Raw genomic sequence first — 19223 nt, 5'->3', positions numbered from 1 at the left:
TTCCCAGGGAATATTCATTCCGTATTTAAGTTAACTTGTTTATTGAAATATTCTCTGGGAACATAAAATAAACTAGGTCTCTGGTTCGTTATATTAGATATATCCACTCAATATTCAGAAAACTATCTTGCCAGCTGTAACAAAACTGTGCTACAGTACTAACAACAAAATGAAGTGTAAACTTCATAAAGGGAAATAAAGAAGGAGGAGCTTCGCGTCGTGGAGAATCAATGGGTCCACCAAATTGAAGAAAAATTTTCCGGTCTCTCGAAGTCGCAACAACGTGTCGCCAAACTAGTACTAGACGATCCGCAGTACATTTCGTTGCACTCCGCTACAGAAGTGGGGAAGCGCGCGGAGACGAGTGAGACGACAGTCATTCGATTTTGTTATGCCATTGGGATGTCAGGGTACACCGAGCTTCAAAATGCGATCATGTCTTCTTTAGTTACCAATCGTCCGCTTAGTTCGCTCGGAGCTTACATGTCGTCAAAAGAACCCTATATTGAAAAAGATCACTTAGCTGCAGACATGATGTGGGAGTTCGGCCAACAAATTTCAGTGCTTGGTCAATCAGTAGATAAAAAACTCTTTGAACAAGCGTCAGAAGAGCTTCACAAAGCTAAGCAAATCATTTTAATTGGTGAAGGAGCTTCCTATATAGCCGCACAGTGGTTCGGTTTTACTCTGTCGATGCTGCGTCCGCAAGTTCGTGTGGCAACCAAAGATACCACTACTCTGATTCAGCTTTACCAACAAGTTGAACCGGAGACAGTTGTAGTGCTGATATCTTTGCACCGTTATTACCAAGAGTCGTTAGAAGTCACGCAACACTTAAAATCTTTAGGAGCTAACGTAGTGGCAATAACCGATTCCAAAGTCGCTCCTGCCACAAGGTTTGCTGACTATTGTTTTACATTGACCGGACAACAACAGTCGACGATTGACTTGATTCCAGGAATTCTCGCTTTCTTGAACACATTAGCAGCAGGCATGATGAAGCAAGACATGCCGTATTATAAACAACAAAGAGAACAGTATGAGCAGATGCATCTGCAGTACTTACAAAAGAGATGGAGTTGACTGTAATGAAGGAATCCCTTTCAACATCTATGGAACGTCAATTTGATTATTTGCATGCGAATCCAGAGGTCAGTTGGTCTGAAATCGAAACGACAAACTACCTAATACAAGAGTTAGAAGCAATGGGACTCGCACCGCAACGCTTTCCCAAAATGACTGGTTTGTACGTAGATATAGGTGATGGAACGCCTCGAGTTGGAATTCGAACGGATATCGATGCTTTATGGCAAGAAGTAAACGGCGAGTTCCAGGCGAACCATTCCTGTGGTCACGATGGTCATATGACGATGGCACTTGGAGCTGCAAAAATTTTAGCGGAACGAGAACAAGAACTGCCAGGAGCCGTCCGGATTTTATTTCAACCAGCAGAAGAGAAAGGGAATGGAGCGCTTGCGCTTCTTGATGCAGGAGTAATTGATCCGCTTGAGTATTTGTTTGGAGTTCATGTCCGGTCCCTCGTTGAATTACCAGAAGGTACGCACAGTCCTGCCCTTCACCACGGAGCAGCTCGTATGATTCGAGGGACGATTACCGGAATTGAAGCACACGGGGCTCGTCCAGAAGAAGGCATCAATGCGATTGAAGCGGCAACGGCTCTAGTCGATGCACTCAAGCGTATTTGGATTCAACCTGGTAAATCCGGGTCTATCAAAATGACGCAAATTCAAGCGGGTGGGACGGCTGTCAATATCATCCCAGGTACGGCTACATTTTCACTTGATTGCCGAGCGCAACAAAACGACACGATGGACAAACTGATGGAAGGTTTAGAGCGTGCCATTAAATCCGTTGAAGAACTATACACTGTCAAAATCGATACCCATGTTGGAGCCGCCATTGTGGCAGCTCAAGTAGACCAAGATGCCGCAAGTTTACTTAAACAAGCCATCATCGATGTGGTTGGAGAAGAGCACTGTGGCGATGAAATCGTATCCCCGGGCGGAGAAGATTTTCATTACTACAGCTTCCACAAGCCGGGCCTCAAAACTACGATGCTCGGATTAGGATGCGGTGTTACACCTGGTTTACATCATCCTCAGATGACATTTACTAGCTCATATTTAGTAGAAGGAGCTCATATCCTAGCGCGAGCTGCAGAACATGCAGTACGTGAAGTGGAGGCTGGACGATGATTGAACTAAAAGAATTAACACAACGAGATGAACTACTCGAAGTTCAACAACTAGAACAGCTTGTGTGGGATATGCCACCGATTCCTTTGCACCAAACCATGACGGCTGTGAAGCATGGTGGTTTGATTATCGGAGCATATTCACAAGAGCAACTGGTCGGCTTCAGTTACGGTTTTGCAGGTTATTCAGAAGGCGAAGCCTATTTGTGCTCTCATATGCTCGGTATTCATCCTAACTTTCGCTCTCAAAAGATAGGCGAACGCTTGAAAGAGCATCAGCGCAAGGTAGCACTCGAGAAAGGGTACCGCCGAATCATTTGGACGTATGACCCTCTGGAGTCTCGCAATGCGTACTTGAACTTGACTAAGCTTCGTGGTATCTGCTCTACGTATATTGAAAACTGTTACGGGGAGATGGAGGACGGTCTGAACAAAGGCCTTCCTTCCGATCGCTTTGAAATTCACTGGTATATTGATGCACCTCATATGACATCGAAACCTACACAAAGTGAAGGGGAAACTATCTCACTAGGCTCGATTTCTTGGGAAGGTGACCATCCGGTATTTCATCCGCTAGGTGAAGTGGGAGACGCAACTAGCTATACCTTACCGATTCCCAAGGATTTTCAAGCGCTCAAACAACAGAACCCGGAACTTGCCTATTCTTGGCGCATTCAAACGAGAGCTGTCTTCCAGGAGCTCTTTGCGAGAGGCTACTGCGCGACAGAACTGATTCAATTGCAAGATGAAAATCGATATGTATTCCAAAAACAATCCACGCTGTCTTTAGGAGGAACCCCACTATGAAATTAGTTGAAGTTACATTGCGTCATTTACAGATGGAAATGAAGAGCCCGTTCTCGACAAGCTTCGGAACATTTCAAACAAAAGATTTTATTCTACTTGAAGCTAGAGACGAACAAGGTACTGTTGGATACGGAGAATCTGTTGCGTTTTCTTCTCCTTGGTACAACGAAGAGACGTTTAAAACGAACTGGCATATGCTTGAAGACTTTTTGATTCCCATGTTGTTAGGCAAAGAACTGCAACATCCAGATGAAGTGAACCAATTGTTTTCTGCAATTCGAAAAAACAATATGGCTAAGTCGACTATTGAAGGAGCTGTGTGGGACATCTATGCGCAACAGACCAACCAGTCGCTTGCTCAAGCACTTGGTGGTACCAAAGATCAAATCGACGTAGGAATCAGTATCGGAATTCAAGACTCTGTTGAAGAATTGATTGAAGTTGTGCGTGGCTATGTAGAAGAAGGCTACAAGCGAATCAAAGTAAAGATCAAGCCAGGCTGGGACGTGGATGTGATGCGTCGTCTGCGCGAAGCCTTTCCGGATGTTGCCATTATGGCAGATGCCAACTCTGCATATCGTCTTGAAGATGTGGAACTTTTAAAACAACTGGATGCTTTTGATTTAACGATGGTTGAACAACCTCTAGCATCTGACGACATCATTGACCACGCGACACTTCAAAAACAGCTGTCCACACCGATTTGTCTAGATGAAAGTATCCATTCATTAGAAGATGCCCGTAAAGCAGTCGAGCTGGGTTCGACGAAAATCATCAACATTAAAATTGGACGTGTAGGCGGACTTACAGAAGCGAAGAGAATTCATGACTACTGCATGGAAAAAGGAATTCCTGTATGGTGCGGTGGAATGTTAGAAGCAGGAATTGGACGTGCGCATAACGTAGCACTCACAACACTTCCTAACTTCATTTTACCTGGAGACACAGCCGGTTCATCTCGCTACTGGGAAAAAGACATCATCACGCCTGAAGTGACAGTCGATCACGGTGTGATTCACGTACCACAGCAAGCAGGTATTGGCTATGCGATTGACTTAGAAGCTGTTGAACAGTATACGGTAATGAAAAAAACATACAACTTAGAGTGACTACAAAAGGAGTGTTTCTATGAAGAGAAGTATCCAGATGGCCGGCGCATTCGTCGGGCTGATTGTGGGAGCAGGATTTGCTTCTGGTCAAGAGATTTTACAGTATTTCACGAGTTTCGGTTACTGGGGGATTGCGGGAGGCGTACTCGCAACAGCACTTTTCGCATTTTTAGGAATGACATTAGCGCAACTTGGATCCCAGCTGAAGACGACTTCACATAAAGGCGTTATCTACCATATTGGGGGGCGATACATCGGAGCTATTTTGGACGTCTTGATTACCTTCTTCTTATTCGGGGTAGCGGTCGTGATGTTTGCTGGAGCGGGTTCTACGTTTGAACAGATGTTTGGACTGGATGCTCGAATCGGTAGCATTATCATGGTTGTACTGACCATCCTGACATTACTTTTGAATCTGCAAAGCATTTTGAATTTGATTGCCTCAATTACGCCTTATTTATTGCTAGTAATCTTGATTATCCTTGGCTATTCATTAGCCACAATGGATTTGTCATTTGGACAAGCACATGAGTTAGCGACTCAGCAGCCTGCTGCTGCAGGCAACTGGTTCTTAGGAGCACTTCTTTATGTATCGTATAATATTGCTTGCGGAGCAGCGCTATTAATTGTGATGGGTGGAGCTGAAAAAGATCGCCGCATTGCAGGAATCGGTGGGGCTTTAGGTGGAATGCTACTCGGTTTAATGATTATTCTGGTGAACATTACACTCTTCGTAAAAGTCGATACGATTGCAGGAGTAGATCTTCCAACACTTGAACTGGCTACTCAGATACATCCGGTTGTCGGTCTATTAATGGCGATTGCACTTCTTGGTATGATCTACAATACGGCAGTTGGTATGTTCTATTCGTTCACAGTTCGATTTGTAGCACCTGACCACAAGTCATTCAAATTCGTAATTGTGCTAGTAGGTATTGCAGGTTATGTAGCAAGTTTAGTTGGATTTACTACACTTGTTGGTAAAGTCTACTCTACAGTCGGCTACTTAGGATTTGCTTTGATGGCGACGATTATTGTAGCCTGGTTTAAAGGAAGAAAAACGGTTCATTAAAAAAGTCCAGGGCATGCGCCCTGGGCTTTTTAAGTGAGTAGTTATTCGTATTTTGGAACCCCAACATGGCTTGTCCATCGATTGGCATCTGTATCTGTCATCGGGTTGACTACAACTCGCTCCGGTGTAAAAGTCACTTCTGTAGGATAAAACGAAGGAGTAGCTGACAACACTTGCTTTCCATCTGAAGTGAACCTCATAACGGCAATACCTCCGTAATTTGTGTTTTCAATGGTTTGCCCACTGAAGAAGTTTCCAAGCGAGTAAAAGATATGCGTTTGTTGGTCACCTGTCTCAAGAAGTTCATACGGTTGCAAAACATGAGGGTGGCCACCAAAGATAATATCTGCACCTCCTTGATGCGCAATCGTTGCCACGTAACGCTGTTCATCATTTGCATCAAGTTCGTACTCCGTTCCCCAGTGCATCAAAGCGATTGTCAAATCAACCTGATCCTCTAGTTCGCGAATGTCTTTTTGAATCTTTGCGACATCAATTAAATTAACTAAGTAAGATTGATCACTTGGAACTCTGTGGCCATTCAAACCATAAGTATAGGAAACAACACCAATTTTAACAGAACCTACAGAGAAGATTCGTGGTTGATCAGCATCTTCTTTAGAACTGTAGGCTCCTACATAAGGAAGTTCTCGCTCTTTAAGATTGGCAAGGGAAGCCTGGAGACCTGCTGGTCGTTTATCTAAAGTATGATTGTTCGACACCATCACGAGGTCGCTTCCTAAATCCTTGATCCCATCTAGGATGGTTTCCGTGCTATTGAAATTCGGATATCCTGACAAACCAAAAGCTTCTCCTGCAGCAAGAGATTCCAAGTTGACGATAAAAAAATCAAGTTCGTTTGTCATCTCACGTACTCCTTCGAAAGAAGGACGGTAATCAACATAATTGTTTAGCGTATCATGTAAAAGTACATCGCCAGCCATCCCAATTGTAATCGTTTCAACAGGCAATTCGAACTTTTGAGCAGTGCGAGAAACACCATCAAATGCGGCTATAGGTGGTGGAGCGGATCTCAGTAAAGTGTGGACCACTCCATAAAGTTGCGTATAGCCGACGACAGAAACAACGAGAATTAAAATTGCCCATGACAGCCACGTAACCCACTTCATACAATCCACCCCTTTTTATAGTCTCTATTACTTTTATCATAGACGGTAAGACGAAGGTTGTATAGCTGCAACTAGTTCTTCAAGGAAACTGGTTGACACGAATCGGTCGGAAGTTGACGCGAATCACCCAACCTTTGTCGCAATTCCCACTTGAGCAACTCCACCCGTTCGCGTATGCTAAAAGTAGACTGAAAAGGGAGAGATGACCATGTTAAAAAAGTTTGCATCAGACGCATTAGGAATCTCAGATATCGGAAAAATCATTGACCCACAGGATTACGACAAAACGCAATCAGATGACTACGTCCGCCATGAAGACCAAGAAGAAATCTACTTTTTAATCAAGACGAAAATGGATGAGTACTGCTTCACGAATTTAGCATTGATCCATGTAGATGGTGATAGTGCAGTCTCATCTAAACGAACTTTGAAACGGTATAGCTACCACCGTCACCCGATCTCTCACGTCATGCTTGAGACAGCAGGAACTGTGGACTTAGATGTAGAAATCAAGTTCCAGATGGGCAATGTTCCTTTCGATATCGATGTGGATAAAAAGCAGTTGGAACGTTTGAAAGACCTTTATAAATCGTTGCTGCATATTTCTGAAGAAGTTCACGAAAATGAAAAGTACCTGAACATGTCTGCAAAGAGCATTGATGTTGCAGCTACTGTAATGAACAACTCTCGCCCGTCAGAAAGCCGTATGGCAGAGGATTTCTCTCGTATCAATGAGTACGCATTTGAGTGGATGAAAAAGAATCAAGAGACGTATGTGAGAAAAGATTTCGGAGACGTCTTCAAAAAATACATTTTAAACTAAGCACGAATTTGATATAGTAAAAAAGCAAATAAATCTGCTGAGGCAGGAGAGGTTCATAGCGGACACCCTCTATAAAAAACTATGGATTCATGTCATTTCGCCATGTCCATCGCCGGACATGGCTTTTTGTATGCATTCGTATGTTTTTCCTCTCTTGAAGCAGCAGGCATTCAAGGAGGATTTTTTTCATGTCAGGAAGAACACACGAACAAGGATTAGATGAGTTAACGTTATTAGGGAATCAAGGAACGAAGTATCCACAGGACTACGCACCGGAAGTGTTGGAAGCTGTAGATAGCTTACACTCCAATCGTGATTATTTCGTAAAATTCAATGCACCGGAATTCACAAGTCTATGCCCGATTACAGGACAACCGGACTTCGCGACGATGTATATTTCGTACATTCCGGATCAGAAAATTGTGGAGAGCAAATCACTCAAACTGTATCTCTTCAGCTTCCGCAACCACGGAGATTTTCATGAAGACTGCGTCAACATCATCATGAACGACTTGATCAAGCTACTAGACCCACGCTACATCGAAGTTTGGGGCAAGTTCACACCACGTGGTGGAATCTCTATTGATCCATGGTGCAACTACGGGAAGCCAGGCACTAAATATGAAGAGATGGCGTTCCACCGTCTGATGAATCATGATTTATATCCTGAAAAAGTAGATAACCGATAGGAGGAAGGCGCATGTTACTTTATTTAAATGGTTTATTTGTCGGCCTTCTGATCCTTGCCAACATTGTTGCGGTAAAACTAGTTTCAATTGGCGAATTCGCAGTTTTACCTGCCGCTGTCGTGATTTATATCTTCACGTATCCGATTATCGATGTCATCGTCGAAGTTTACGGGAAAGAACAAGCGAAACAAACAGTTCGTGCAGGCTTGATCACACAAGTCATCGCTCTCGTTTTTATTAGTATTACTGTCGCTCTACCGTCCGCATCGTTTTGGCAAGGACAAGCTTCTTTCGAGACGATCCTTAATGGTAGCCTTCGAGTCATCGCAGCTAGCTTGATTTCGTATTTCATCAGTCAAAACCTAGATGTCTATGTATTCGACCGTCTGAAGAAAAAGCATGGCACTAAAAAACTATGGCTTCGCAACAATGCTTCTACGATGGCGAGTCAATTAGTAGATACATCCATTTTCATCACTATCGCATTTGCTGGGACGGTTCCAACAGCTGTATTGCTCGGAATGATTGCTACTCAATATGTCGTGAAGTTCTTTGCGACTATTGCTACTACTCCACTTGTTTACGGAGCAGTGTACGGAATACGCAAACAGCAAAAAGAACTTGTTGTGCAAACGACATGATTTGGTAAGGTATGACAATTTACACTAGTACTTCACCCAGCTCTTTTTATATACTGTGAGTAGTGAGTGAAAAGGGAGTGCGGATAATGAAAAAGACAACAGTGGCAGCTGCCGTTGCAGGATTTCTTCTAGCAGGAGGAGTTGCTCTTCAAGCTGAAGCAGCAGAGCAGTCGGAAACCGTCGTAGTCAAGATGAAGCAGCAAAATACAGATCGGTTGGAACAGAGCTTTAAAGTGCAATCGGCAACTGTCCAGCAAAATCAATCCGTTGTCACGGTAGAGGTTCCAGAAGGTAAATCTGCGACTCAGTTGATTCAAGAACTTGAAAAACGAAGTGACGTGGAACTTGCAGAACCGAACTACCGCTACAAAAAAATGGTGACGCCGACTGATCAGTATTTCTCAACACAGTACCATCATGGATTGATTGGTACGGCACAGGCCTGGGATATCACAATGGGATCGCCAGATGTACATGTAGCTATATTAGATGATGGGTTTGATACAAAACACCCTGAACTAGTTGGTCGCTTCACCGCAGCTATGAATACTGCACCCCAATTTTCTATCGAAGAACATGGAACTCATGTCGCTGGAATTGTCGGAGCTACTGCAAACAATGGACTGATGGGTGCAGGTGTAGCTCCTAAAACCGGAATGTATTTGGTGGACGTGTTTAATGGAGACGATGCGTATCTTAGCGATATCGTCGCGGGTGTTGAGTATGCAGTTGCTAACGACGCAGATATTATTTCGATGAGTCTAGGTGGTCCTTTTTACAGCGAAATCTTGGATGACGCTGTACAAACCGCACATAATGAAGGGCTAGTGATTCTTGCGGCATCAGGAAATGAATCGACATCCCTAATCAGTTATCCAGCTGGTTTTGATAACGTATTGTCTGTCGGGTCGACCAATCGGTCAGATGCAGTCTCTACATATTCTAACTGGGGAGAAACGCTTGATCTTGTCGCTCCGGGGGAAAGCATTTATTCAACCACACCAAATAATGGGTTCCTTCGTATGTCGGGTACTTCGATGGCGACTCCTGTTGTAGCCGGAGTCGCTGCGCTCATTAAAGCGCAGAACCCACATTTTACAAATACGGATATCGAAAATCAGTTGCTTGCTACTACTAAAGATTTGGGGGCAACTGGTTGGGATTCAAAATCTGGGTACGGTCGTGTAGATGCCTATGCAGCATTGACTCAATTTGACCTAGAGGCTCCTGTCCTTGCTCCGGTTTCGTCTTCTCAAGGGCAAGTGACAGGCACGGTAACAGGTGTGCTCCCTAAATCAACTATAGTTGTTCGCAACAATTTAGGGCAAATCGCTAAAAAATCAGGCTTCACGGGAAAAGGGACCTTTACAGTTGAAATACCGAAACAGCCTGCTGGAACTGAGTTGACGGTTCAGCTAGTTGATAGTCTAGGGAATGAGAGCCCTCTATCGACGGTTATCGTAGCCGCTTCCTCACAAATGGAAGTCTGGACAGGGCAAATTGTAACAAATTATTCAACACATCTAATAGGATACACAGCTCCCGGGAGTGAAGTAACAGTTTACAAAGGAGCTACAGAACTAGGAACTGCCAAAGCAGACTGGTTTGGAAAGTTTGATGTGTACGTTACACCTCAATCAGTAGGAACTTCTCTCCGTATCTCTGCAGTGAATGAACAAACGCGTCTAACTGCAGAGAAAACAATTACTGTACAAAATGGAGCCTATCCTGATTTTAGTGCTTCACACTGGGCGCATGATGCCGTAGCCTATTTACGAGATTATTCAATTATCGGCGGCTATCCAGATGGGACGTTCCGACCAGATCGTTACACGACACGCGCTGAGGCTGCTCGAATGATTTCACAAGCTTTGGAACTCCCTTATAAGCAGGGGATGCCGGGCTTTAAGGATGTCCCTAGTTCCCATTGGGCATCAGATTTTATTGCAGCAGCAACAGCCGCAGGAATATTTACAGGAAACCCGGACGGAACGTTTAATCCGAATGGTCAATTGACTCGTGCACAAATGGCTGTAATTTTGAGTAAGTCTTATGAATTGAATTCTAGCGACACACTCCCATTTAAAGACGTGAATGAAAGCCATTGGGCATCTAAAGCCATTGGGTCTTTAGCTGAAGCGGGAATCACAGCAGGTTATCCAGACGGTTCATTTAAACCTTCTAACCCTACTAAACGTTCCGAGTTCTCTCAGTTCTTGATGAAAGCTATGAAATAGAAAAGAGCTTCTTCTCCGTTTTTGGGGAAGAGGCTCTTTTTGTTACTACTCTTGTTGCATCGTTCTAGCTAAAAACGCTGCGAAATGAGCGCGAGTAGCGAGAGTTGTTGGCTGGAATGTACCGTCTTCATAACCAGAAGCTAGCTTGTTTTCGTAAACTTTCTGGATGTCTTCGTATGCCCAGTAGTTCTCACTTACATCTCCGAATGGGAGTGGTTGATCCGTATGTTGTAACCCATACGCGCGGCTTAGGACTGCCGCGACTTCCGCACGAGTGATTCCCGCTGCCGGTCTAAAGTTGCCATTCCCATTACCAACAAACAAACCCGCCTTGGTGGCTGTATAGATGTACGGCTTTGCCCAATGATCATCGGAAACATCTGGATAGGAAAGAGAACCCGTTTCAAGAGGTAGCTTCAAAGCTTTTACTAACATGATAGCTGCCTCTGTTCGTGTCGTTTTCTTATTAGGTTGGAAGCTGCCATCTTTAAAACCGGTAATAATCTTTTGGTCAGACAGATAGACGATATCTTTGTAAGCCCAGTGTGTCTGTGGTGTATCGGTATAGATTCCCGGCGGAACGGGAGGTTTTACTGGATAAAGGCCTAAATATTCTTCCAAAGTCTTCCCGCTAGTATAAACAGCAGTTGCGGTTTTGACTCCAAGATAGCGGTAATGCCAAGGCTCATACATGTACCCTGTGATGTGTTCCTTATTTTGAGGGTAGCGTAAGATGAAGCCGTATTTATACGCATTCTTAGCTAGCCATCGAGTGGCAGCGGATTCTGCGTAGACATCGGATGCGCCACTTTGTGAAATATCAAATGCTAATCCTGTCTGATGTTCAGAATGACCTGGCTTTGCACTGAAACGATCCGCTTCTTTTTGACCATATTTTTTCACATAATTGTCGTACAGTTCCTTTTGTCGGCTATAAGACCGGTATGTACTAAATGCATACATCCCGATTCCATCCTTTTTAGCTGCAGCGGCCATTTGATCGAATGCCGCTCGTGCTGTCTTGCTTTCACCCGGGGCGTAAGTCGAAGGGAGACTGTACGTTTTATTAACAATTAGAATGCCGTCGATATAAGTCGGTCCTGTAGTAGCTGCGTCAGCAGATTGAGGTGTTGCCGTTCCTAAAAACAGAAAGATAAGTAGTACTACCAACCACTTTTTCATAAAATCACTCCTTCGCTTCAAGAGTGGAAGCAGGTAAATAAACATCTAGGAAATAGACAGGGCGCTTCTTCGTCTCAAAAAAGATTTTTCCTAAGTATTCGCCGATAATCCCGAGAGACAATAGTTGAACGCCTCCTAGAAACAGGATGACGGCCATCATGGAAGGATAACCTGCCACAGGATCTCCGTATAGTAGCGTACGAACAATGATGAAAATGATATAGATAAAGGCTAACAATGAAATCGCAATACCACTCCATGATGCAAAACGTAGTGGAGCAATTGTGGCGGAAGTAATTCCATCTAATGCTAAATTGACTAACTTCAAATAATTCCACTTTGTATCACCAGCGGCTCGGGCATCTCGGTCAAACAAAATTTCTTTCTTGCGAAAACCAATCCAGCTGAACATGCCCTTTGTGTAGCGTTTAGATTCACGAATAGACTGAAGGGCAGTAATACATTTTCTATCTAATAAACGAAAATCTCCAGTATCTTTTTGAACCGGAACATCTGAAAGTTTCTCTAAGATGCGATAATACCGCTCAGATGACCATTTTTTGAAGAAAGATTCACCTTCACGACTTTTTCGTTTTGCATAGACGTCTTCATACCCTTGCTCCCAGTACTCGATCATCTCAGGAATCAGTTCCGGCGGATCCTGCAAATCAGCATCTAAGATGACTACCGCATCGCCCTTTATGTAATCAAATCCTGCAAGCATAGCAGATTCTTTGCCAAAATTACGTGATAGATTTACCACAGAAACAAGAGGGTGAGCTGCATGGAATTCACAGAGTAGTTCATACGTACGGTCTGTGCTTCCATCATTCACAAATAAATATTCAAATGCATAGTTCGGTAACTTAGAAGTCACTTCATCTAATCTTCGGATTAGGAGGGGGAGAACTTCTTCTTCATTGTAAGCGGGGATTAACAGTGTAATTCGTTTCATTCAACTAGCTCCTTTAAACAATACCGTTCCTTTTTGTATCTTTCTTTCTCAGTATACGTCAAATGAAGGAGGAATGGGAAAAAGCACAGGAGATTTCCAATTTCTTTCCTGAATGTCTTGCTAATCATGCTATACTTAGTGGATGAAAACAGAGAAAAAAGCTTGAATGGGTGGGTCAAAAAGAATGCCAGAAGAATTGTTAGGAAAATTTAAGAAGAAAATTACACCGGAATGGAAAAAAGGATTTATAGCCACTTGGATCATCGGACTACTTACACATCTCATTATTTTCACGCAGTACATTCCCAATCATGATGGATTAGTGAATACGTATGCAGATCAATTGAACTTTGGATTAGGGCGGTTCTTTTTAGGACCTGTCAGTTGGATAGGCTCTTACTTTGATCTCTCTATGATCAATGGGTTATTATCAATTTTTTATATGAGCCTTTTAGTCATTGTTTTAATTGAATTGTTAAATTTAAAAAAATCATTTTCTATTTACATGCTTGCGGGAGTGCTCGTCACATTCCCAGTTATCACTTCAACGTTTGCTTATATGTTCACTGCAGATGCTTATATCTTTGGTTACTTCATGGTGGCGCTTGCCTTACTTGTCACACTGAAATGGCGTTTTGGGTTTCTACTAGGTTCGGTCTTTTTTTATGTGGCAGTAGGAATTTATCAAGCCAATTTACCTTTTGCTATGGCTCTTGCAACTGTCGTTATTATCCATCGATTACTTGATTCTGAAAGATCACTTAAAGAGATTTTACTTGATCTGGGTCGAATGATTGCAACCGTAGTAGGTGGAATGGGACTGTATGCCGTTACTTTTTTCTTGTATCAACGCCTTTCAACATCCATCCGAAACTACCAAGGTTTAAATGAAATCGGAGAACGTTCAGACAGTATTCGTGCTTTGCTCACTGAAAGTAAAGATGATTTCTTAGACTTCTTTGTTGGGGGAATCGTTTCAGACGGAACCATTACCATGTTCCATATTGCAAATGCTATCGTCTTAGTGTTACTTATTGCTTTTGTAGTCGCATTTGCATTCAAACGTCCGGTACACAGAATACTTCTAGTAGCTGGTGGAATTGTTATCATCCCATTCTTTACTTACAGCTTATACTTTGTGTCACCAGGCGTAGTCTATCATGTGTTAATGATCATGGGGCTCGTCACACTTTATATGACATTGATTGTATTTTATGAATATGCAACAACTCAAAAAGTGTTGGCATGGTTCTCTGTTCTAGCTTTGTCACTAACTATTTTTAACTCAGCAATTATTGCAAATATCTCGTATTTGCACCTTCAACTGCGTTTTGAGAAAACCACACAATTTGCGAATCGTGTCATTGCTCGAATCGAAAGTCAACCGGAGTACACACGAGAGACAAAAGTAGCAATCGTAGGGCGATATGCTGTGCGCAGTAGTGTGGGGGCAGGCCCTGTGAAAGAGCAGCTTCCTGCATTGACGGGAATTGTGGGAGAGCGCATTTTGATTGTCCCGTATCAGTTCAACTATTTCTTCGATACGGTTCTTGGTACACCAGTGAAATACGCGAAGTCTGATGAAATAGAGGCTCTAAAAGAAACAGAAGAATTCCAACAAATGCCCACTTGGCCACGTGAAGGTGCGGTAGACACGATCAACGGAATTGTAGTTGTAAAGTTTCAAGAGAAGTAGGAAGGGGGAAGTGTAATGAGCAGACTTAATGGAATACTGCCAAAGTGGATTTTGTCTGTAATCACTTTGTCGACTGTCTTTATTGTTCCCCTCGTCCTGCTGCTAATCAATGAATGGTTAGTTCGGGGTATGTTGAACATGCCTGTACCTGAGTGGATTACATCTTTTGATAAACGCTTCTTATTAAACTATGTCATGTACGTTTCTTTATTTGGAGTGCTCCATATTTTACCAAGAAAGCTCTATTACACGATGAGTTTCTTGTTGACACTTTTGTTACTACTATTTGGAGTAGCCAATCGATTTAAACTTGAACTACGAAGTGCACCAGTAACACTGGATGATTTTAGATTGTTTCGTGAAGTGACAGGGTTTGAGTTTCCTGTAGAAATTAATTTAGGGGTACTTGCAGCTGGAGTAGTCTTTAGTATCGTAGTGTTTGCATTCATTCTATACATGCTTCCTAAGAAGCGAGAATGGTGGGCAATTAAGCTTCTTGTATTTGCAGCTTCTGCATTCTTCTTTTTCGCCCTTTGGACGGATCGTCCTTTCTCACCATCGCAATATGCGGGGTTACAAAAGACGCTATGGAAGCTTGAAGTAGGAATGAAGAATAACGGAATGCTAGCAAACTTTGTTGTGCTTGCAAAAGAATCGGAAGTAAAGCCACCTGAAGGGTACTCGGAACAAGCAATCGACCAAGTAGTTAAGCGGTACCCAGTGTCTGCTTCTACGAACGAGACCAAACCAAATGTTATCTATATCATGAGTGAATCATTTATCGATCCGTATACATTTGGAGAACAGCATTTTCAAAAAGACCCTGTTCCCAACTTTAGAAACTATGCAACTGAATCCATTCATGGAACCATGTATAGTTCTGAGTTCGGAGGGGGGACAGCCAATGTTGAATTTGAGGCGTTAACTGGTTTTAGCATGCAGTTCATGCGACCAGATTATGTGCCTTATCAACTCTTCCTCTATCAACCTGTCCCAGCTTTACCTTCTTTATTTACGCGGGCTGGATATGAGGCTACTGCCATCCACGGGTACTTTGCTTGGTTTTATCAACGAAATTCAGTGTATAAAAACCTGGGATTTCATCAGTACATCTCTGGTGAATTTATGAATCTTGAGAAGCCAAATACTCCAGGCGGAGCCTTTCCAACGGATCAACATATGACGGACGCTATTTTGGAAACGTTAGAGTTTACTAAAGCTCCTGACTTTATTCACGCAGTGTCAACAGAAGCGCACATGCCATATGGACGTCAGCAAGAATCCGAATTCGTAAAACCAGATGCCTTAACGGATGAAGTGCGACCTTATTTAAACGATTATGTTGATAAAGTTCATGAGGCCGATAGAGAGCTTGGTCGTTTACTAGAGACGTTGGAGTCTCAAGAAGAAGAAACGATTGTTGTATTTTGGGGAGATCATCTCCCAAGTTTTCCAAATGGGAATGAACTTTACGGACCTTTAGGAACAGACCTTGCAGAAGACTGGAACGGGAACTATCAAGATTTCTTGACGATGCACAGTGTTCCTTACTTCATTTGGAGTTCAAAAGGAATCGAGTCGAAACAGCAAAACATCTCACCGAACTTTTTACCAGCTATTATGACTGAACTTACTGGTATTGAGGGTAATACCATCACATCAATCGGCCAAACTGTTATGAATGAAGGCAACGAACGGATCCCGTTTGCTCAGTGGCCAGACCAAGAGGAACCTAGAACATCTGCAATGGAAGATTTACAACTCATTCAACATGATTGGTTACACGGAGACCGCTATATGGAAGAGCAAGTGGGAGAGGTCCCTATTCAAGAAGATTTTCATCTAGGTCTTTACGATTCTCTAGAAATTGTAGAATCAACTGTAACTGAAATAAATTACGAATGGACACTACATGGCGCACCTAAATATACAAAAGTTGTTGTAAATGGTGAGCCTACAGAATCCTTTGGATGGCAACGACTTGAACCCGGACTTTCCAAGTTCACGGTACCAGTTGATAAAGTATCCTAAGGGGATCAAATTCAATTCATCGTTTACAATTCTCGTGGCGGTGAATTGATGAAATCCAAAACGGTAGAACTAGAGAAATAGGAGAGGTCATATGAAACCAATCAAAAAAGCCATCATTCCAGCAGCGGGGCTTGGCACTCGTTTTTTACCAGCGACTAAAGCTACGCCAAAAGAAATGCTACCTATCATCGACAAACCGATGATTCAATATATCGTAGAAGAGGCCATTGCTTCTGGAATTGAAGATATTCTAATTGTAACGGGTAAAAACAAGCGAGCGATTGAAGACCACTTTGACCATTCGTTTGAACTCGAAAGTCATTTAGAAGAAAAACAAAAGCTTCAAGAGTTATTTGACGTGCGTCAATCAGGAAATGTAGAAATTCATTACATTCGTCAAAAAGAGCCAAAGGGACTTGGACATGCTGTCTGGTGTGCTCGAAAGTTTATCGGGGATGAACCCTTCGCTGTATTACTAGGTGATGACATCATCGATGCCGAGACACCAGGTTTGAAACAATTGATCAATCACTATGATCAAACAGGAGCCTCAGTTGTAGCAGTTCAAGAAGTTCCTGCAAACGAAACAAATCGTTATGGAATTATTGAATATAAAGAACAGCAAGGTAAGGTCTATAAGGTAGAGGGAATGATTGAGAAACCACAACCTGGAACTACGGATTCTCGTATGGCCATTATGGGACGCTATATATTAACTCCTGAAATCTTCACGATTTTAGATCAACAAAAAGTGGGGGCTGGAGGAGAAGTCCAATTGACCGATGCAATCGAGCAACTACTCCATTCGCAGGAAGTCTTTGGCTACGCGTTTGAAGGACAACGTTATGATGTTGGAGAAAAACTAGGATTTGTAAAAACTACGATTGATTTGGCGTTGAAGCGTCCTGATTTGAAAGACGATGTCCTTGCCTACCTTCTTGAAATTTTACAAGATAAGAAGGCTCGCACATGAACAAAGAATTATTACGATTTATAGCTGTAGGGGTTTTTAATACACTGCATTATTTTGGATGGTTTGTGCTGTTTACTGAAGTGGTAGAGCTTCACTATGTTCCTTCACACTGGATCGCCTTTGTCATCAGTATGATAGGCTCGTACTTTTTAAATACATTATTTACTTATAGAGCCCGCGTTTCGTGGCGCTCTTTCTTTCAGTTTCCACTTGTTTATGTGGTACAAATCATCATCTCAACGGGACTCATCATCGTCTTTACCGACTGGTTAGGCGTCAATGAGAAAATTAGTTCGTTACTAGCTTCCGTTGGAACAATTCCATTTACATTTGTATTGTCTCGTAAAATTATTAAAAGTAACTAGAACGAGGGGAACTTTATGCATTTCAGTGACAATCAGCAGCTCAATGAAGAAAAGCGTCAAACACTCTACAAGCGAACCCTTTGGATTGTTGTATTTTCTCAATTCTTTGGTGGGGCAGGGCTTGCCGCAGGAATAACAGTAGGAGCTTTAATTGCTCGTGATTTATTCGGTTTGACGGCACTTACTGGTTTACCAGCTGCCTTATTTACTTTAGGTTCAGCTGCAACAGCATTTACAATCGGTCGTCTGACACAAAAAATCGGTAGACGAATTGGACTGGGAAGTGGCTTTTTGCTTGGTGGAGTTGGCGCCATTGGAGTGATTATCGGAACTACAATGGAGTGGGTACCTTTATTCTTTGCAGCGCTCTTTGTATATGGAGCAGGGACGGCGACAAATCTTCAAGCCCGTTACGCGGGCACAGATCTTGCCAAACCAAATCAACGAGGGAAAGCGGTTAGTACTGCTTTAGTAGCTACTACTGTAGGAGCGGTAGCGGGGCCAAATCTCGTTGAACCGATGGGACAAGTGGCTTTAGCAATTGGGCTCCCTGCGCTGACAGGTCCGTTTATACTTGCTGCAGTTGCATACATACTAGCGGGCGTAGTATTGTTTATAGGCTTGCGACCAGATCCTTTTTTAGTTGCTCAAGAACTTTCTGCTGCGACACATGTCGTGAAAGATGCAATCGAAGAACGGACTTCTATGGCTGGAGTCTATTTAGCAGGAGCGGTACTGGTTGTTACACAGTTCGTAATGGTTGCCATTATGACGATGACGCCTATTCACATGGAAGGACATGGAGCGGCATTAAAGGCAGTCGGACTTGTCATAAGTCTTCATGTTGCTGCTATGTATCTTCCATCTCTAGTTACAGGAGTCGTTGTTGACCGTGTAGGACGAATTCCTATGATCCTCGCCTCGAGTGTGACCTTAGGTACTGCAGGTCTGATGACACTTCAAGCCTCAGGTGACAATCTTGTAGAGATGATCATTCCTCTCGTACTCCTCGGAATAGGGTGGAACTTCGGGTTGATTGCAGGAACCTCTTTACTGATTGATTCTACAAGTTTAAGTGTAAGAGCTCGTTACCAAGGAACATTGGATGTGTTGGTCGCTATCTCAGGTACATTAGGAAGTTTGACCTCAGGAATCGTAGTAGGCTTATTCAGTTACGGAGATTTAGGTCTTGTCGGAATGTGTCTAGCATTGCTTCTTGTGCCAGCACTTTGGATTTATAAACAGAAGCGATGATTCCCGTATGCCACTAGATGGTGTATGATAGAGAAAGTGAATTT

Annotated in this window: 17 protein-coding genes; 14 read left to right on the top strand and 3 right to left on the bottom strand. The window is 42.9% G+C overall.

Annotation, left to right across the window (positions count from 1 at the left end; all coding sequences use genetic code 11):
* Positions 1-219 precede the first annotated feature (219 nt).
* The 5 genes from CF394_RS06310 to CF394_RS06290 are packed head-to-tail and all read left to right on the top strand — an operon-like array spanning position 220 to position 5203.
* On the top strand, positions 220-1083 hold the full coding sequence (locus CF394_RS06310) for a MurR/RpiR family transcriptional regulator (RefSeq protein WP_094942384.1): 864 nt from the start codon (positions 220-222) through the stop codon (positions 1081-1083).
* Between the two features lie 5 nt (positions 1084-1088).
* The gene (locus tag CF394_RS06305) at positions 1089-2216 is read left to right on the top strand and encodes an amidohydrolase (RefSeq protein WP_243370696.1); all 1128 of its coding nucleotides are present in this window, start codon (positions 1089-1091) and stop codon (positions 2214-2216) included.
* Positions 2213-3022, top strand: coding sequence for a GNAT family N-acetyltransferase (locus CF394_RS06300; protein ID WP_094942383.1), 810 nt, complete (start codon positions 2213-2215; stop codon positions 3020-3022). Before CF394_RS06305 ends, CF394_RS06300 begins: the two co-directional genes overlap by 4 nt.
* Positions 3019-4131 (top strand): o-succinylbenzoate synthase, encoded by a 1113-nt coding sequence (gene menC / locus CF394_RS06295; RefSeq protein ID WP_094942382.1) that lies wholly within the window; start codon positions 3019-3021, stop codon positions 4129-4131. Before CF394_RS06300 ends, menC begins: the two co-directional genes overlap by 4 nt.
* Positions 4132-4150: 19 nt before the next feature.
* On the top strand, positions 4151-5203 hold the full coding sequence (locus CF394_RS06290) for a YkvI family membrane protein (RefSeq protein ID WP_094942381.1): 1053 nt from the start codon (positions 4151-4153) through the stop codon (positions 5201-5203).
* A 41-nt stretch (positions 5204-5244) separates the two neighbouring features.
* Here CF394_RS06290 and CF394_RS06285 read toward each other — a convergent pair whose 3' ends face one another.
* Entirely contained in the window at positions 5245-6333 is a 1089-nt protein-coding gene (locus CF394_RS06285; RefSeq protein ID WP_094942380.1) for a CapA family protein, read from the bottom strand.
* Between the two features lie 208 nt (positions 6334-6541).
* Here CF394_RS06285 and CF394_RS06280 point away from each other — a divergent pair, with 208 nt between their 5' ends.
* From CF394_RS06280 to CF394_RS06265, 4 genes are all read left to right on the top strand, one after another.
* Entirely contained in the window at positions 6542-7156 is a 615-nt protein-coding gene (locus CF394_RS06280) for a PH domain-containing protein (RefSeq protein ID WP_094942379.1), read from the top strand.
* Between the two features lie 188 nt (positions 7157-7344).
* Positions 7345-7845 carry a preQ(1) synthase gene (queF, locus tag CF394_RS06275; RefSeq protein ID WP_094942378.1) on the top strand — a complete coding sequence of 167 codons (501 nt, stop codon included), beginning with the start codon at positions 7345-7347 and terminating at the stop codon, positions 7843-7845.
* Positions 7846-7856: 11 nt separating this feature from the next.
* Positions 7857-8486 (top strand): queuosine precursor transporter, encoded by a 630-nt coding sequence (locus tag CF394_RS06270; RefSeq protein ID WP_094942377.1) that lies wholly within the window; start codon positions 7857-7859, stop codon positions 8484-8486.
* Between the two features lie 86 nt (positions 8487-8572).
* Entirely contained in the window at positions 8573-10723 is a 2151-nt protein-coding gene (locus CF394_RS06265; RefSeq protein ID WP_094942376.1) for a S8 family serine peptidase, read from the top strand.
* 45 nt (positions 10724-10768) lie between these two features.
* Here CF394_RS06265 and CF394_RS16210 read toward each other — a convergent pair whose 3' ends face one another.
* A complete protein-coding gene (locus tag CF394_RS16210) occupies positions 10769-11905 on the bottom strand; it encodes a D-alanyl-D-alanine carboxypeptidase family protein (RefSeq protein ID WP_094942375.1) in 1137 nt (378 codons plus the stop codon).
* Positions 11906-11909: 4 nt separating this feature from the next.
* Positions 11910-12860 (bottom strand): glycosyltransferase family 2 protein, encoded by a 951-nt coding sequence (locus CF394_RS06255; RefSeq protein ID WP_094942374.1) that lies wholly within the window; start codon positions 12858-12860, stop codon positions 11910-11912.
* Positions 12861-13044: 184 nt separating this feature from the next.
* Here CF394_RS06255 and CF394_RS06250 point away from each other — a divergent pair, with 184 nt between their 5' ends.
* The 5 genes from CF394_RS06250 to CF394_RS06230 all read left to right on the top strand — a co-directional run bounded on the left by CF394_RS06250 (position 13045) and on the right by CF394_RS06230 (position 19179).
* Positions 13045-14556 (top strand): glucosyltransferase domain-containing protein, encoded by a 1512-nt coding sequence (locus CF394_RS06250; RefSeq protein ID WP_165767474.1) that lies wholly within the window; start codon positions 13045-13047, stop codon positions 14554-14556.
* Positions 14557-14571: 15 nt separating this feature from the next.
* On the top strand, positions 14572-16587 hold the full coding sequence (locus CF394_RS06245; protein WP_094942372.1) for an LTA synthase family protein: 2016 nt from the start codon (positions 14572-14574) through the stop codon (positions 16585-16587).
* A gap of 91 nt (positions 16588-16678) precedes the next feature.
* Positions 16679-17560, top strand: a complete 882-nt coding sequence (gene galU, locus CF394_RS06240; RefSeq protein ID WP_094942371.1) for a UTP--glucose-1-phosphate uridylyltransferase GalU — start codon at positions 16679-16681, stop codon at positions 17558-17560.
* A complete protein-coding gene (locus CF394_RS06235; protein ID WP_094942370.1) occupies positions 17557-17925 on the top strand; it encodes a GtrA family protein in 369 nt (122 codons plus the stop codon). Before galU ends, CF394_RS06235 begins: the two co-directional genes overlap by 4 nt.
* A 15-nt stretch (positions 17926-17940) precedes the next feature.
* Positions 17941-19179: an MFS transporter gene (locus CF394_RS06230; RefSeq protein WP_094942369.1), complete on the top strand. Its 1239-nt coding sequence runs from the start codon at positions 17941-17943 to the stop codon at positions 19177-19179.
* The last annotated feature ends 44 nt before the right edge of the window (positions 19180-19223 follow it).

This window comes from Tetzosporium hominis, from assembly GCF_002265435.1.
GTDB lineage: Bacteria > Bacillota > Bacilli > Bacillales_A > Planococcaceae > Chryseomicrobium > Chryseomicrobium hominis.
This window is presented reverse-complemented; position numbering and strand designations above follow the sequence as displayed.